Origin of the sequence: Pantoea sp. YR525 (genome assembly GCF_900116775.1) — a bacterium.
GTDB lineage: Bacteria > Pseudomonadota > Gammaproteobacteria > Enterobacterales > Enterobacteriaceae > Pantoea > Pantoea symbiotica.
Map to the genome: position 1 here is coordinate 475,333 of NZ_FPBU01000004.1, position 16,875 is coordinate 492,207.

16 protein-coding genes are annotated in these 16,875 nt (G+C 37.3%); 12 read left to right on the top strand and 4 right to left on the bottom strand.

What is annotated here, in order from left to right; all coding sequences use genetic code 11:
• Nucleotides 1-273 precede the first annotated feature (273 nt).
• From BM323_RS11025 to BM323_RS11080, 12 genes are all read left to right on the top strand, one after another.
• Nucleotides 274-1,041, top strand: coding sequence for an ABC transporter permease (locus BM323_RS11025; RefSeq protein WP_008104855.1), 768 nt, complete (start codon nt 274-276; stop codon nt 1,039-1,041).
• Complete coding sequence (locus BM323_RS11030; RefSeq protein ID WP_008104854.1) at nt 1,041-1,781, top strand: ABC transporter ATP-binding protein; 741 nt, start codon at nt 1,041-1,043, stop codon at nt 1,779-1,781. The genes BM323_RS11025 and BM323_RS11030 overlap by 1 nt, the downstream gene beginning before the upstream one ends.
• 9 nt (nt 1,782-1,790) lie before the next feature.
• Nucleotides 1,791-2,945 carry a UDP-galactopyranose mutase gene (gene glf, locus BM323_RS11035; RefSeq protein ID WP_008104853.1) on the top strand — a complete coding sequence of 385 codons (1,155 nt, stop codon included), beginning with the start codon at nt 1,791-1,793 and terminating at the stop codon, nt 2,943-2,945.
• Nucleotides 2,942-3,835 (top strand): glycosyltransferase, encoded by an 894-nt coding sequence (locus BM323_RS11040; protein ID WP_008104852.1) that lies wholly within the window; start codon nt 2,942-2,944, stop codon nt 3,833-3,835. Before glf ends, BM323_RS11040 begins: the two co-directional genes overlap by 4 nt.
• 10 nt (nt 3,836-3,845) lie before the next feature.
• Nucleotides 3,846-5,003: a glycosyltransferase family 4 protein gene (locus BM323_RS11045; protein ID WP_008104850.1), complete on the top strand. Its 1,158-nt coding sequence runs from the start codon at nt 3,846-3,848 to the stop codon at nt 5,001-5,003.
• A complete protein-coding gene (locus BM323_RS11050; RefSeq protein ID WP_008104848.1) occupies nt 4,990-5,367 on the top strand; it encodes an HAD-IIIC family phosphatase in 378 nt (125 codons plus the stop codon). Before BM323_RS11045 ends, BM323_RS11050 begins: the two co-directional genes overlap by 14 nt.
• Before the next feature lies 1 nt (nt 5,368).
• Complete coding sequence (locus tag BM323_RS11055; protein WP_008104845.1) at nt 5,369-6,919, top strand: protein kinase family protein; 1,551 nt, start codon at nt 5,369-5,371, stop codon at nt 6,917-6,919.
• Nucleotides 6,916-7,650 carry a glycosyltransferase family protein gene (locus BM323_RS11060; RefSeq protein WP_008104843.1) on the top strand — a complete coding sequence of 245 codons (735 nt, stop codon included), beginning with the start codon at nt 6,916-6,918 and terminating at the stop codon, nt 7,648-7,650. Before BM323_RS11055 ends, BM323_RS11060 begins: the two co-directional genes overlap by 4 nt.
• Before the next feature lie 3 nt (nt 7,651-7,653).
• Entirely contained in the window at nt 7,654-8,604 is a 951-nt protein-coding gene (locus BM323_RS11065; RefSeq protein WP_008104842.1) for a hypothetical protein, read from the top strand.
• Nucleotides 8,591-10,321 (top strand): glycosyltransferase family 2 protein, encoded by a 1,731-nt coding sequence (locus tag BM323_RS11070; RefSeq protein WP_008104841.1) that lies wholly within the window; start codon nt 8,591-8,593, stop codon nt 10,319-10,321. The genes BM323_RS11065 and BM323_RS11070 overlap by 14 nt, the downstream gene beginning before the upstream one ends.
• Before the next feature lie 129 nt (nt 10,322-10,450).
• The gene (gene gndA, locus BM323_RS11075) at nt 10,451-11,860 is read left to right on the top strand and encodes an NADP-dependent phosphogluconate dehydrogenase (protein ID WP_008104840.1); all 1,410 of its coding nucleotides are present in this window, start codon (nt 10,451-10,453) and stop codon (nt 11,858-11,860) included.
• A gap of 47 nt (nt 11,861-11,907) precedes the next feature.
• The gene (locus BM323_RS11080; protein WP_008104839.1) at nt 11,908-12,993 is read left to right on the top strand and encodes a hypothetical protein; all 1,086 of its coding nucleotides are present in this window, start codon (nt 11,908-11,910) and stop codon (nt 12,991-12,993) included.
• Nucleotides 12,994-12,998: 5 nt separating this feature from the next.
• Here the strand turns inward: BM323_RS11080 and BM323_RS11085 are convergent, their stop codons facing one another.
• The 4 genes from BM323_RS11085 to BM323_RS11100 all read right to left on the bottom strand — a co-directional run bounded on the left by BM323_RS11085 (nt 12,999) and on the right by BM323_RS11100 (nt 16,841).
• The gene (locus BM323_RS11085; protein WP_008104838.1) at nt 12,999-14,084 is read right to left on the bottom strand and encodes an acyltransferase family protein; all 1,086 of its coding nucleotides are present in this window, start codon (nt 14,082-14,084) and stop codon (nt 12,999-13,001) included.
• A 188-nt stretch (nt 14,085-14,272) separates the two neighbouring features.
• Nucleotides 14,273-15,388, bottom strand: coding sequence for a succinylglutamate desuccinylase/aspartoacylase family protein (locus tag BM323_RS11090; RefSeq protein ID WP_008104837.1), 1,116 nt, complete (start codon nt 15,386-15,388; stop codon nt 14,273-14,275).
• A 112-nt stretch (nt 15,389-15,500) separates the two neighbouring features.
• Nucleotides 15,501-16,298, bottom strand: coding sequence for an ABC transporter substrate-binding protein (locus BM323_RS11095; RefSeq protein WP_008104836.1), 798 nt, complete (start codon nt 16,296-16,298; stop codon nt 15,501-15,503).
• A gap of 66 nt (nt 16,299-16,364) precedes the next feature.
• On the bottom strand, nt 16,365-16,841 hold the full coding sequence (locus BM323_RS11100) for a YbaK/prolyl-tRNA synthetase associated domain-containing protein (RefSeq protein WP_081530074.1): 477 nt from the start codon (nt 16,839-16,841) through the stop codon (nt 16,365-16,367).
• Nucleotides 16,842-16,875 lie beyond the last annotated feature (34 nt).

Below are 16,875 nucleotides of genomic sequence, written 5' to 3' on the forward strand. Positions count from 1 at the left end.
CAGGCTTTTTTGCTTTTCAATCACAGGCTTTTGTTAACCTTTAATGCTTTTTTATAAGGTGTTAAAATCAAAAAAACCAAATTTTTGCTTTCTATAGATTTGGTTATTTAGTGAGCTGGGCAGAAAAAGTGCAACGTTTCATGTTGTAGATTATCCTTCCTCATAGTTTGGCTGAAAGATGTTTTAGTTGACTGGTAGCTGTAGAGCCAGGGGCGGTAGCATGTTTTCAAAAACACAAATTATGAGCAATCTATGTAGTATCAGAGTTGAAAAATGAATCGGAATATTGGATATCTTTTTGATCTTATTTCAGTTATTACTGAAAAAGAATTGAAAGTTCGCTACAAAAGCAGCATCCTCGGCTATCTTTGGTCTATTGCAAACCCTTTGTTATTTGCAATGATCTATTATTTTATCTTTAAGCTCGTAATGAGAGTACAGATACCAAATTATACCATTTTTCTCATTACCGGATTATTCCCATGGCAATGGTTCGCTAGCTCAACAAACAATTCGCTATTTGCATTTATAGCTAATGCTCAAATTATTAAGAAAACAGTGTTTCCACGTTCAGTAATTCCATTAAGTAATGTAATGATGGAGTTTCTTCATTTTCTTTGTACTATCCCTGTAATTATCGTTTTTTTACTTATTTACGATATGAGACCGCACATTTCTTGGCTCTGGGGAGTACCTATCATCGCATTAGCTCAAATGATTTTTACATTTGGCCTATCTCTGATGTTGTCAACCTTGAATCTTTTTTTCCGTGATTTGGAGCGCTTCATCACATTAGGCTTAATGTTGATGTTTTACTGTACTCCAATACTTTATTCACTTGATCTCATTCCTGAACAATATCGTTCCTTTGTTGAAGGTAATCCGTTGTCTCTCCTTATTATTTGTTGGAGAGATCTGTTCATGAATGGGAATTTGGATTTATTATATATTAGTGAACTATATATATATGCTTTTGCAATGATGCTGATAGGTGGTTGGATATTTAACAAGCTTAAGTATCGTTTTGCGGAGATTTTATAATGGCAATAGCAATTGAATTTGATAAGGTGACAAAACGCTATCCGCTTTATCATCATATTGGCTCAGGAATCAAAGAGCTGATATTCAATCCCAAAAGAGCATTAAGTTTATTATCAGGTAGAAGCTATTTAGCAATCGAGGATATTTCCTTTCAAATAAAAAAAGGAGAATCGGTTGCACTTATTGGTAGAAATGGTGCTGGTAAAAGTACATCCTTAGGGCTTGTTGCTGGAGTTATCAAACCTAGTGAAGGAAAAGTTAATGTTACAGGCCGCGTAGCATCGATGCTTGAACTAGGCGGAGGGTTTCATCCTGAATTAACTGGTCGAGAAAACATTCGCTTAAATGCGACGCTGCTTGGACTGAGAAAAAAAGAAATAAATGCTAAAATTAATGAAATAATTGAGTTCTCAGAATTAGGTGAATTTATCGATGAACCTATCAGGGTCTACTCAAGTGGGATGTTGGCAAAATTGGGGTTTTCGGTGATTACGCAGGTTGATCCGGAAATACTCATTATTGACGAAGTTTTAGCTGTTGGTGATATCAGTTTCCAGAAAAAATGTATCGATGTAATCAATGAATTCAAAAAAAAAGGTGTCACCATATTATTCGTAAGTCACAGTATGGGTGATATTAGTAAAGTTTGTGATAAAGTAATTTGGATCGAAAACCATAAAATAAGAAGAATTGGCGAAAGTACGCAAGTAATCCAAGAATACAAAGAATTTATGAGCTGAGAAATAAAGATGAAAAATGTAAATGTCTTAATAGTTGGTGCTGGCCTCTCTGGTGCTGTAATTGGTAGACAACTAGCAGATGCAGGTCTGAAAGTTACAATAATTGACGGTCGCACCCACGTTGCAGGAAATTGTTACAGCGAGAGGGATGAAAAGACTAATGTTATGGTTCATACTTATGGACCACATATATTTCATACTGACAATAAAGAAGTATGGGATTATATAACACAGTATTGCACTATGATGCCTTATACGAATAGAGTTAAAGCTAAAGTTGGGGATCGTATTCTATCTTTGCCAATTAATTTGCATACAATTAATCAATTTTTCGGAACAACTTGTTCACCTGATGAAGCAAAAAAATTAATTGAAACTAAAGGTGATAAGAATATAAAAGAAGCACTGACTTTTGAGGATCAGGCTCTAAAATTTGTCGGTAAGGAACTCTACGAAGCATTTTTTAAAGGATATACAATCAAGCAATGGGGTATGTCACCAGCTGAGTTGCCAGCCTCAATTCTTAAACGCTTACCTGTACGTTTTAATTATGATGATAACTACTTTAATCATAAATATCAGGGAATGCCAGAGAATGGATACACAGACATTGTTGCGAGAATTCTAAAACATGAAAATATCACAGTGAAATTGGAAACCAATTTTTCGAATGATGATAGAGAAAATTATAGTCATGTTTTTTTTAGTGGCGCACTTGACTCATTTTATGAATATAAATTTGGACGTCTAGGTTACCGCACTCTTGATTTTAAAAAGTTTTATCATGAAGGTGATTTTCAGGGGTGTGCAGTAATGAATTACTGCGATGAAAATGTTCCCTTTACCAGAATAACTGAGCATAAATATTTTGCTCCGTGGGAAAAGCACGAGGCAAGTGTCTGCTACAAAGAATTCAGTAGAAGCTGCACAGAGAAAGATATCCCTTATTACCCTATTCGCCAAATGGGTGAAATGGAAATGTTAAACAAATATCTTGAGCTTGCTGAACAAGAGAGAAATGTTACATTTGTTGGTCGGCTTGGAACATATAGATATTTGGATATGGATGTAACTATCGCAGAAGCCTTAAAGACGGCTGCTGTATATTTGGAATCTGTTGACACTAAATCTTCAATGCCGGCCTTTACGGTTTCGGTAAGATGAGAATAACCGCTTTAATCGTAACTTATAATCGTCTTGATAAACTGAAAATAAGCATCGAGGCAACCTTAGCGTTGCCTTTTCAGCATATTGTAGTCGTAGACAACGACTCAAATGATGGAACATCTGATTGGCTTAATACTTTGCAGGATCCCCGATTAAATATTATCAGAACTCCAGATAATGTTGGCGGCTCAGGTGGTTTTAAATATGGAGTAAGATATTTAATTAATAATATTAACACAGATTGGGTCGTTTTTTATGATGATGATGCATGGCCCAGTGCGAGTTTTATTAAAAACTTTGAAAATTTAAATAAGCGCGACTCAGTTGTTTACTGTAGCAAAGTTATTGATAAATACAATATTATTTGTGCGATGAATATACCTTGGAAAAAAATTCCAAAGTCACTTTCGGAAAATATTGCATATTATAAGGATAAAACTAGTTTTTGTGCTGGAGCAGATGAGCGTACAGATGTGCTGACTTTTTCATTTGTCGGATGCATAATTCCTATATCTGTTTTAGAAAAAACATATGAGCTCATAAGAGAAGATCTATTTATATATTTTGACGATGTTTTTTATTCATATCAGCTTTCATTACAAAAAATTAAAATAATTTATGAGCCATTATTAATTATTCACCATGATGTGGATTCTCAAGGGGAAAATAAATTTCCTGCATGGAAAGTATATTACTTGATGAGAAACATGATCAGGTCTCGTTTTATTTTAGGGAGTGATAGTTTTTTTTCGGGCGTCGCTATGTTTTTGAGAGCGTTAAAATATTTTGAGAAATGCTACACCGCTGATAATATTCTATTGTATTTAAAATATTATTTTAAAGGGGTTTGGCATGGTATTAAAAATGTTGGTGGGAAAAACCATTAGTTGGTACTGAATGAAAAAAATTTGTTATTTAATAAATTCCGATTGGTATTTTCATCTTCATTGGATAGACCGTGCACGAGAAGCAAAAAACTCAGGATTCGAAGTATTCATTTTAGCCAATTTTAGAAATGAGAAATTAGTTGAAAAACTTACAGTTGAAGGATTTAAATGTATTGATACGCGTATAAAAGAAAGGAGTATCAATCCAATTGGTTTTATATTAGATGCAATAAGGTGCTACAAAATAATAAAAAAAATAAAACCCGATCTTTTAATATCTATCACAATAAAATGTTTGGTGATAGGTGGGGTCTATTCTAGGCTAACGAAAAATCGAGTTTTGCTGAATTTTGTTGGTCTTGGGCGAATTTTTAACTCTCGCTCAATAATTGACAAGGTTTTGAAAATACTTGTTAAGCCATGTATTAAATGGATTATTAAGTATGAAAAAAGTTACTTGTGCTTCGAGCATGAATATGACAAACAAAATCTTTTGAAAGAAGTGGGCTTTCAAACTGAAAGGGCATTTGTTATTAATGGTGCTGGAGTTGATTGTGATGTTTTCAAAATACAGCCTGAACCAGAAACTAAAGAAATCACCATACTATATGCAAGTCGTTTGATAAAAAGAAAAGGTTTGCCAGATTTAGTTCAGGTTGTCAGTGAGCTGCGTGAAGAGCTAAATATAAAAATCAATCTAAAAGTAGCTGGTATTAATGTTCCTGATGATCCTGATGCAATAAGTCATACAGCTATTAGCGAATGGCATAGAAATAATCAAATACAATGGTTGGGCAAGTCTGATGAAATCCCTAAGTTACTGGCAGCATGCCACATCGTAGCCCTGCCATCAACTTATCCTGAAGGTGTCCCTCGTATATTACTTGAATCATTTGCTTCTGGAAGACCTGCTATTACATACGATATTGATGGATGTCGGAGTCTAATAAGCCATAAGCTTAATGGTATTCTGGTTAGAACAGGTGATTTGGCAGAGTTTAAAGAAAGGATTCGAGAATTAATACTTAATAAAGAATTAAGATTAATGCTAGGTAATTCTGCCAGGAAAACTGCAGTTGAAAGATACTCTTCTAAAATTATCATTAATGAAACAATTTGTCTGTACAATAATATTATGAGTGAGAACCACAATCATGTCAGAAAATAAAACAATAGTGATGGATTTAGACAAAACCCTCACACAGGGCGGAAGCGAGGGTTATGAAGAAGAACTACCAAGGTTAGATGTTGTAGACACCTTAAGAAACTACAAAAATTTGGGTTTTCGTATTGTAATTTACACAGCAAGGAATATGCGTTCATATAAAGGCAATGTGGGTTTAATTAATGTTCATACGCTTCCTAAAATAATTGAGTGGTTAGAAAAGCACGGTGTTCCTTATGATGAAATTTTCGTAGGAAAACCGTGGTGTGGGAAAGATGGCTTTTATGTTGATGACCGTGCTATTCGCCCTAGTGAGTTTGTGAATCTTAGTTATTCGGAAATAGTGAAACTTATAGAGGCGGAATAGCATGCTATTAATCTGTTCGAGTGATTATATCGAAAGTGAGTTAACATCAGAAATTGGACGTATTCCCCCTGCATTTCTCCCTCTAGGTGGGAAGCGACTTTATGAACACCAAGTTAAGAGTTGTGTAGGTGATTTTTCGAGTAAGATAATATCTCTCCCATATGATTATGAAATCCCCGATTTCGATCAAAAGAGGTTGGCAGAGTTAGGACTGGAAGTTATTCGCGTACCCAATGAGTTTACAATTGGTGAAGCCATTCAATATTGTATAAACATTTCTGGACCGCTTGGAAAAATATCAATACTTTATGGCGATACTGTTATTGAAGATGATGAAATTTATAGCCTTTCCGATGTGGTTGGTGTTTCGTATACTTCATCGAATTACCACTGGTATAACGTCGAGAAAAATAAAAACAAAGACCTTGTCTATAATGGTTATTTCAGTGTTTCCTCTGCAAAAGAATTGGTTCGCTACATTGCATTGAAAAAAGGTGATTTTCTTGAAGCACTTAATGCTTATTCCGATAATCATTTAAAAATAAAACAGCATAGTGTTAGAAACTGGTATGATTTCGGACACTCCCAGACGTTTTACAAATCACGAACCAAATTTACAACGGAAAGAGCATTTAATCATCTTACCATTGAAAATAATATTGTTGAAAAAACTAGTACTCATACAAACAAAATAACTGCAGAAGCAAAATGGTTTTCTTCGATCCCATTTTATCTGAAAATATTTACCCCTCAATATTTAGGCGATTTCAGGAGTCCTAAAAATGGCTGCCAAGGGTATAGAACCGAATATTTGAATCTTTGTTCATTGAGTGAACTATTTGTTTTTGGCAACTTGCCGACTAAGTCTTGGGCTAGCATTTTAAATTCATGCAATGAGTATCTTAAAAAATGTATTTTAGAGAAATGGCCAGATAATTTTAATGTGGATGGTTATTTAAATTCAATCTACATTGAAAAATCTAAACATCGATTAAAAAAATATTGCCAAGAAAATAATTTCAATCCTGATCTGAAAATTACATTCAATAAAAATAAAATGCCGTCTGTTAATGAAATAATGGACATATGTATTTCCAGAGTGATGAATTCGAATCCTGTTCCAGCAATTCTTCATGGTGATTTTTGTTTTAGTAATATATTTTTTGATTTCAGAAGCGAATCCATAAAAGTAATCGATCCTCGAGCAATGGACTTCAACGAAAAGTTCACTATTTATGGTGATTTAAGATATGATTTAGCCAAAATGTTACATTCATATATTGGCTACTATGATTGTATTATTTCTCAAAGATATGAAATTACCTTTAGTCAACATGAAATTGAATTTCAACTTGAAGAGAAAAATACATTAGATTTAGATACTATTGCTTCAATTCTTAATGTGGTAGACATTAAAAAGTATTGCGTTATTGAGATAGTGATTTTACTTTTTTTGTCTATGTTACCACTACATTATGATAGCTCAATTAGACAGAAAGCATTTTTATCGAATGCCCTCCGTTTATTTATTCTTTTAGAGGATGTTGAATGATCGTTTTTCCTATGGTTGGTATGAGCAGTCGTTTCTTCAAGGATGGCTATTTAAAACCCAAGTATATGCTTGAAGCTCACTCTAAAAATGTTTTTCACTGGGTAGTTAAAAGCTTTTTAGATAGTTCTGAAAAACTAAATGAAAAGCTTTTGTTTGTAATAAAAAAAGATTATTACGATACTGAGATGTTCATCAATGATTATTTTTCATCAATTTCTTTTAATAATTATGAATGTGTAATTCTTGATGAAATGACTTCGGGTCAAGCTGAGACTGTATATTTAGGTTTAATGAACTCAACAGCTAAGCATGATGAACCGCTTACAATCTTCAATATTGATACTATTAGAACAAAACCATTTGTTAGGCCTTTAGGTAAATCTCAAAACTATCTCGAAGTCTTCACGGGTGAGGGAGAACATTGGTCATTTGCGGCTACAGATAGTAATGGTAAAGTCATAAAAGTGTCTGAGAAGGAACGGATATCAGAATATTGCAGTGATGGTCTTTATAATTTTGATAAGGTATCTACTTTCTTAGATGTTTATAAAAATACCGAATCGGATAATTCATTTATCGTAAACAACGAAAAGTATGTAGCACCATTATATAATAAATTAATATCCTCAGATGCTTATGTAGCTATTGATATTATTGAAATGGATGACTTGATTTTTTGTGGTGTTCCACAAGAGTATGAGGCTTTCCTTAAAATGGATTTTAAGGTGTAATCAATGATATATATTTCAATTCCTGTTCATGAAAAACCAGAAGTAATAATAAATCAATTAGTTAATTTAAAAAAATACCTAAATGGTAAAATAGTACTTCACTTATCATTAACGTCAAGTTTCACCAAAAATGAACTTTTGGCATTAATTTCAAAGAATGCATTAACTGATGATGTTTTAATAAATCCATCATCAGTTAAAACAGCATGGGGGAGTATTATTAATGCACATCTCAGTAATATTGACTTTTTAGAAACTATTGGGGTGGATGATTCGGATAATGTGATATTCCACTCATCAAATGATATGTTAGTTAAGCATGGTCTTGATGATCATCTTTCTCATAAGAAAAATATTTTCCATACTCGATATGTAGATCGCAATGGTTATTGGTGGCCTACTGGGGTTGCTCTTGATAGAGATATTGAGTTCCAAAAATCGTTGGCGCGAGTTGGGAGCGGGAGAATAGTTGCCTCTCAAATTGAAGGCTCAATGTATGAGTTTGGTCTGTTGAAAGAGATCAATACTATATTAAAAAAATATTCAGTTGTTGAAAGTTCTACTGCATTTTACCCTCGTGAAGAATTCTATTTTTCTTCTTTTGCACATGCCCTTGGAGTTAAGCCATGCTCTTTCCCTTATATCTATTCTGAAGTTCATATATTCGATGCTTTGCTGTGGAAAGTGTTCGCAACTATTGATTCTTCGCCTCTGCCATCAAAAGAAAAGATAAAGCATTATATAAACCTTGTACTTTTTAAAAGTAGGTTTTATAAAATCACTCCTAAGAAAATAAATCAAGTAATTTCAGGAAGTGTGCCAGAGCTTAGTTTTACGGATGGGGGGAATATTTGGATTCCGTATAATCAAAAAGATAAGTTATTTGGTGTTAAACGTGTTGAAAGAGAAATTAATGACAGCTTGAGGAAGTATATAACTAATGAAATCAAATAATATCTTATTCCCAATTACTTTCCCTCGCTCCTTTTCAGCGGAAGATACGTCATCTTTTCTGAGACATTCTGGCAATGTATTTGTTAAAGTTGATAGTCTTTCATTAAAAGAAAATAGCTGGATAAGCACTGATACGTATCATAACTTATTTGCTAAAAATAAAATATTCGCATTAACTGATTACTCTGACTATAAATTCCGAATTATTGGTCATGGTAATTGTATGGTTGAAGTCATTTCAATAACAAAGAATGATCACTATACATTTGAGTCATTTGTAACTTCCGTTCATTTGGAAGATAACTTTGATACTGATATTTTAGTTGACAATAATATTCAATGTGATGCACTTTATGTTAAAATCACAGCAATTGATGATACTGAAATAAAAGAAATTTCTGTATGCGCTAATAATAATAAGCCTAAAAATGTAAAAGTAGCATACTGTATTTGTTCATTTAATCGTGAACCCTTCGTTAAAAAATTTGTTGACGAGGTTGCCAGTAAATTTATTGGTTGCGATGATATTAAGTTTTTTATTTCAAATAATGGACCTGATTACAATATTGAGTTTCCAAATAACTTTGAAGTAATTAAAAATAGAAATCTGGGTGGAGCTGGTGGATTCACACGAGCAATGGTGGCCGCTTTAGACCAGGATAGTTTTACCCATATAATTTTAGCTGATGATGATATTCATTTACATAAAGGTGTAATTGATAAGACAATTTATCTTCTGAAAGGCTTGAAGCAAGAATACAGTGATCATTTCATCTCTGGTTCAATGTTATCACTAGAGGAGAGCTGGCTTCAATATGAAAGGAACAGTCTGTTAACCGATGGTGGCTTTGTTCATTTCGGACACTTTAACGACACTCGTTCTAAAGCTGATGCTATTTCAAATGCAATCGTAATGCCTCATAAAGGATTAGCTGGTTGGTGGTATTGTGTAATTCCGGTCAAAGAAATAAAAGAGTTTGATTTGCCGTTGCCTATTTTTGTCCGTGGTGATGACGTCGAATATTCCACGCGTTGTGCACGAAAAATAATTTCCGTAAATGGGATATGTGTCTGGCATGAACCATTTATAAAAAAATATAACGAAATAATGGAAGATTACTATTTATGCAGAAACTTAGTGCTCATTTCTTACCTTTATGATTCTAGTCATCGTAATTTGAGGAAGAAGTTCATCGTTAAAAAGTTTATAAAAAACATTCTTGTTTTTGATTATGTTTCTGCTGAGTTTAACCTTTTGGCACTTGAACATCTTATTAACGAAGTATATTTACAAGACGCGGATACGCTTCATAAAGAATTGTTTGCAGAACTAAAGAATAAAATGGAACAAATCCCAGTTTATAACGCTGATTATACTGGTTATGAAGACCGTAGGATGGGGAAGCTTAAGACTCTTTTGCTCTTAATATTACAACAGGGTTTTGGAATTTCACGCGGAACTCGTTCAACCCTAGGTGGGTTCAGAAGAAGCATTATGAACTTTACTGGTGTGAAGGAAATGCATGTTTACCAAGGTTCTCAGATATACAGAATATACCGTTTCGATTATTTCAGATCTTGGTCGATACTTATTAAATTCTTTAAAATGAATCTGGTCATGCGTATTAACAATAAATCGTTGAAGGTGAAAGTGTTGAAGTTCAGGGAGGAAAAAAGCAAACTTTCTTCATGGAGAGAGATTTTCAGACGGGATTAACACATTGGTTAATTCTTCTACATTTTGATTTGACTGAATTTTCAGGATTTAGCTCACTCTGCTACATAGTAAATCGAATTTTGTATATCATGTCTGTGATTTACGTAAACTCATATTCAGGAGCGTATAATGTCTAAGCAACAAATCGGTGTTGTAGGTATGGCAGTAATGGGTCGTAATTTAGCTCTCAACATTGAGAGCCGTGGCTATACCGTATCTATCTTCAACCGTTCACGTGAAAAGACTGATGAAGTCATCGCAGATAACCAAGGTAAAAAACTGGCGCCTTTTTACACTGTTGAAGAGTTTGTTGAATCTTTGGAAAAGCCACGCCGTATTCTGTTGATGGTACAAGCGGGTGAAGCAACTGATAAGACTATTGAGTCATTGACACCTCATCTGGATAAGGGAGATATCCTGATCGATGGTGGCAATACGTACTATAAAGATACTATTCGTCGCAATAAAGAATTATCTGATCAAGGCTTCAACTTTATAGGTACCGGAGTTTCTGGCGGAGAAGAGGGAGCTTTGAAAGGTCCTTCAATTATGCCAGGTGGTCAGAAAGAAGCTTACGAGTTAGTTGCGCCAATCCTTGATAAAATTGCTGCACGTGCTGAAGATGGTGAAGCCTGTGTAGCTTACATTGGACCAAATGGTGCTGGTCATTATGTGAAGATGGTACACAACGGCATTGAATACGGTGACATGCAGCTTATTGCTGAAGCATATGCTCTGCTTAAAGGCGCACTCGGTCTTAACAATCAAGAATTGGCTAAAACCTTCACTGAATGGAATAATGGTGAACTTAGTAGCTATCTGATTGACATCACCAAAGATATTTTCACCAAGAAAGATGAAGATGGTCAATATTTAGTTGATGTGATTCTTGATGAAGCAGCTAATAAAGGCACGGGTAAATGGACCAGCCAAAGTTCTTTGGATCTTGGTGAGCCACTTTCTCTTATCACTGAATCTGTATTTGCTCGTTATTTATCGTCTTTGAAGTCTCAACGTGTTGCAGCTTCAAAAGTTCTCAGTGGCCCGCAAGCTAAAGCCTTCACTGGAGATAAAGCTGAGTTTGTTGAAAAAGTTCGCCGTGCACTCTACCTTGGGAAGATTGTGTCTTATGCTCAGGGCTTTTCTCAATTGCGTGCTGCTTCCGAAGAGAACAACTGGAATCTGCATTACGGTGAGATTGCGAAGATTTTCCGAGCGGGATGCATCATTCGTGCGCAGTTCCTGCAGAAAATCACGGATGCGTATGTGACTGATGAAAATATCGCCAATCTTCTGTTGGATCCTTACTTTAAGAATATTGCAGACCAATATCAGCAAGCGCTGCGTGATGTAGTGTCTTATGCGATTCAAAGTGGTATTCCAACACCTACCTTCTCGGCTGCGATTGCTTATTATGATAGTTATCGCTCAGAAGTTCTGCCAGCTAACTTGATTCAGGCTCAACGTGATTACTTCGGTGCCCATACATATAAGCGTATCGACAAAGAAGGTACATTCCACACTGAATGGTTAGATTAATAATAAAAGCCCGACGACGTCGGGCTTTTTTTTAACACGGGTTGATTATGAGTTTTTTTAAACTGAAATCACGAAAGAATGGCAGCCATTGCGTGGAAAAAAATAAAGTGATGTTAGATAGAAATGTTATTTATTCTTTTGGGTCTCAGTCCCATCAAAACTATGGGCAAGTTATTTTTAAGCCAAATGGCGAGCTTTATGGATATAGTAATCAAAACGAATTTTCTTGGAAAATGGATAACAACGAGCTTTGCTTGTTAAATAATATAGGAGAAGTAACTAGCCGCTTCCAATATTATAATGATTATTGGTTAGGCCATGGCGAAGGTAATAAATGGCCATTCTATCTTTTGCCGCTCATAAAATTCGAATTTTATGATAAGAACAATACATTTAATAACTCGGGTTTTTTCGTAAATAGTATACCAAAATCTGGTACGTATTTTTTAGAAGATGCATTAAAAAAGCTTGGTGTTGATTCAACCCGTCTTCATTTAACCGGGCATGATGTTGTTGATGATTTTCGCAATCTTCCTGATCATGAAATTCATGTTAATCCTGGACAAGTAAGGATTGCCTGTCCAGTTCATTATGTCACCCAAATGTTAAATGGTAGAATTGCTGTAGGACATGTAGAAGAATATGACTCAATAATAAAAATGCATCAACAGAAAGTTACAGTCTTTAATTTGCGTCGAAATCTGAGGGATGTCCTCGTCAGTCTTTATCGTTTTAAACTCAGTAAAGTCAAACCTTTTGGTGAGTTCGATTTACATTGGCGTTCTTTTAGTGAACAATCCAGGTTTGTTGGATTTTTATTGACTTATTCTCAATTTGAAATATCACATATCAAGCAAATTGGCGAGATGATGCTAATGGATAAAGATAGCATCGATTTGACCTATGAAGAAATGTGCGAAGGTGTTTTCAGTGATACCAATAAGCTCAAACTCGAACAGGTTCGAAGTGGATTCTCAAATGATCTATCTTCAGCATTACGCTTACAGTATGGTAAGGTCAATCCAACATATTCTGGTAGCCGGTCAAACTGGCAAAGTATCTGGAATGATGATGCAGAATCATTCTTCCAGACAAGCGGTTTGGCTGATTTAAACTCTCGGTTAGGATATTGAGTTCATTAATTTTTTTGTAAGTAACTGTTCTTCCTGCTCAATATACCTTTCTTGAGAAAAGAATATTGGGCAATGTTTTCAATGTATCTGTATGTTAATTCAGTGAATATTAGCATTGAAAGCAATTGGCAAATCCACATATATGACTGATCAAAGTTTAGGGATTTGTAGATGGTTATAACAACAAACCAAGACGGGATATGGCAACAATATAATGAATAACTACGGTCTGCTATTGAATTTACTATTTTAGAGTTAATGGTTGAGAAAAAGTTAATTTCTAATGAGGCAATTAACACCATAGTCATTGAAATGATAGTCGCAGCGGTAAATTTAAATGCACTCATACTATCAAAATAGCGTGCGCATGTTATCAATGAAAAAATAAGAATTGCTGTGACTAAAGTTTTCTTATATATGCTAGTTGAACTGAGTTTCATCTTAGCGACGTCAAGACTGTTATGAATAATATAAATAACATATCCACCTAATAATGAATCGAATCTAAACATGAACATGTTTTCATTAGTAGGTATCCTGTAAAAACTATTTATAAAGATAATGCTGCAGGCTATGTAAAAGCACCACTTTTTACCTAAATAAAAAAAGGAAAAAGTAAATAATATGAAATATTGCATTTCTAATGCAAGCGCCCACATATATCCAAATGCTGAGGGATGATGCCCTTCTGTAAAATTGCGTATAAAGAAAATGGATGCGAAAAATTTTTCCGTCATTACTAAAGTATCTAGCCAAACGCCATCTGTGGTAAATAAAGAAAAAATCAGAGGGATTGATATCCAAAATAACATTGCAGGAAATAATCGATAGATTTTCTTTTTAATTAATTTTACCGTTTCTCTAAGTGAGTGTTTGAAATTAACTCTCTCATTAAGGTTTATTTTAAAAAGTGTTTTGGTTAGAAAAAAACCTGCTAATACAAATAAAAGTTCTACTCCTGTCTCAGTGTCAGAATGTGATTGGATCCATTTATAAAAATGAGAGTAAGATTCTGTATATAATACCCCTGAATGAAGAAAAACTATCATTATTATTGCTATACCGCGCAGCGAATGCAGTTCTTTGTTCATTTTATTACCAAGCAATGATTAGTCGAGGGGAGTTAACATAACCATTACATTATGATATCAAATCAGTTGTGTTGCAATTCCTTAACACTTATATTTTTCATCTGTTACCAAATAACAACATTTCAATATTCATACATGCAGTAAAGGTCTCTTTTGCCTTCAATGTACTCATTTGAAAATGTATTAGTTTACAGAACCAACAACTCCCCACGTCTCCCAGCATTCTCCCCAGCCAACCGCACCACCAACATCCCCGCCGTGACAAACTTGGTCAAATTCCTCGCATACAGCACGCCGCCATACTCTGCCACCAGCGGCATCACCTGGTCAGTAATAGGATCAACAACCTCAGCCACCACTTCCCCCGCCTTAATCCACTCACCCAACTTACGACGATGCAACACCAACCCAGATTGCGCCGCATGGATATACTCACATCCCGCCAGCTCCGTCGCCGGATGAATCAGGGCAGGGGATTCGCCGACTTCACCGGCAATATAACCACCTTCAATTAGCGCATTGATAATCGCGTCAGCATCTTTTTCCGCCATTTCAGGCGATACATCCGCCACACCGCGTAATTCTAGAGTCACCGGCAGCAAACCCCGCGGCATAGGATACTCATCGCCAAAGCGTTCAGCCAACGTTAGCCACGGTTCACAGCAAGCCTCATCAAACGGCTCGCCGCCAGAAATCTGCGCCAGCAATTGCACTTCACTGCCTAACCAGCGCGCCAGCGGTTCGATGTCTGGCCACGCGTGCGGCGTAGTGTACAGATGCGGCAGCGCATCCCAGTCGCAATGCAAATCAATCATTAAATCCGCCTGGCTGGCCATACGCATCAACGTAAAGCGCTGGGAATCAAGTTCAGTGCGGGCAATACGCTCACGGTAATGACGATCAATCGCTTCCCGAATTAGACGCTTATTTTCGTATTCACTCTGCGTCAGTGAACCTGCAAGCTCTTCAACTAAGGCTTCACCCAATGCCGGGAAGCGGCGGTTGAAATCTTGTCCTGAAAGCGTATGGAAACGCCCGAGATGGCTACCGTGCCAGTGTTGTCCCATCGCTAAAGGATTAGCGACCGGCACCAGAGTGATTTTGGCTTTGAGCTGACCCGCAGATTCCAGCGCTAATAGCTTCTGTTTCAAATACCACGCCACCGCCATTCCGGGCAGCTCATCGCCGTGCAGCGCAGCCTGAATGTAGACGCGTTGCTGCGAATCGGTGCCGAAGTGGAAGCTGACAATTTCGCGTTGCGTGCCCAGCGAGGCGCTTAATAGAGGATGATGTTGTTGTTGCATAACGCTATCGATGTCCTTTATTCATGGCACGCATTCAGCGACGCCTGATTTATTTTCTGATGGAATTATAGTGCCGAGTGCGAAAAGGGCGGCAAAAAAGCCGCCCAAAAGATTACTGCTGAATGGAGATGTCAGTCGCGAAGTACTGTTTCTGAATCTTATCGAAAGTGCCGTTCTTCTTAAGCTCGGCAAACGCTTTATCCAGCGCGGTTTTCAATTCGGTGTCGCCTTTACGCAGACCAATCGCAGTGCCCGGACCGATAATTGGGTCCTGTACAATCGGGCCTGCTAATTCGAAGTCTTTGCCCTGCGGATGTTTCAGGAAGCCATTTGCGGCTTGAGCGGCATCGGTAAACACCACGTCGAGTCGACCCGAAATCAAATCACTCTCAACCTGTGCCTGATCGCCATAAGGTACAACCTGCACGCCATGCGGCTGCCATTTGGCCAGCGCATAGCGTTCCTGCACGGTGCCTTGCTCAACGCCCACGGTTTTGCCTTTCAGCGATTCAGCGGTTGGCAGCAGGCCAGAACCTTTACGCGCAATCAGCTGCGTATGGGTGTCGTACAGCGGCACGGTGAAATCAATCTGCTTAAGACGTTCTTCAGTGATACCCATATCAGACAGGATAGCGTCGAACTTACGCGCTTTTAGCGCCGGGATCATGCCATCGAACTGGCTTTCCACCCACACGCATTTGGCCTGCATCTGCTCACACAGCGCATTGCCAAGATCGATATCAAAACCGACCAGTTTGCCCTGCGGGGTTTTGGATTCGAAAGGAGGATAGGTAGGATCAACCGCGAAACGCACCTGATCAATTTTTGCCTGCGCGCCAAATGCGCAACCTGCCAGCACAGCCAGCGCCAGCGTCTGACGCAGGCGGGCGGTTAAACGAGAAATTGCCATAATATCGGTCTTCTTTTGATGTGATGTTGAGTTACGAAGAGTACCGCTCAGGGCTGGGCAAGGCAATTAGAGGATTATTTTCATCACGTTACCATTATGCAGCGCCTGGTAATCCGCAACATTCAGCACCACCGATTGCTCCAGCAATCCGGCATTAAAGGCGATTTCGTCATAACGTTCAAACAGCAGAGGATCGACCACCAGCTGCAAATCCGGATGGAAGCTAAATGGCGGAATAGCACCAAACACGCAGCCGGTCAGCGCATCCACTTCTGCCGGTGAGGCCAGTGAAGCACGTCGACCACCAACCGCTGCAGCAACTTTGCTGAGATCCGCTTGCTGATCGGCAGGAAGCACTGCCAGCACATGTTGCTTAATGCCGTTGCCTTTTACATGACACACCAGCGCTTTCGCGCCTTGCCCAACTTCAGTTCCGCGAATCGCCGCCACCGCTTCGCACTTGCCGGTCGCTTCATGTTCCATCACGCGATAACGCGCCTGATGCTGGTCGAGCAGGGCGATCAGTTTTTCATGTGTGGTCATGGTGTTTTCCATGCTGATGAATAGCGTAGGGTGC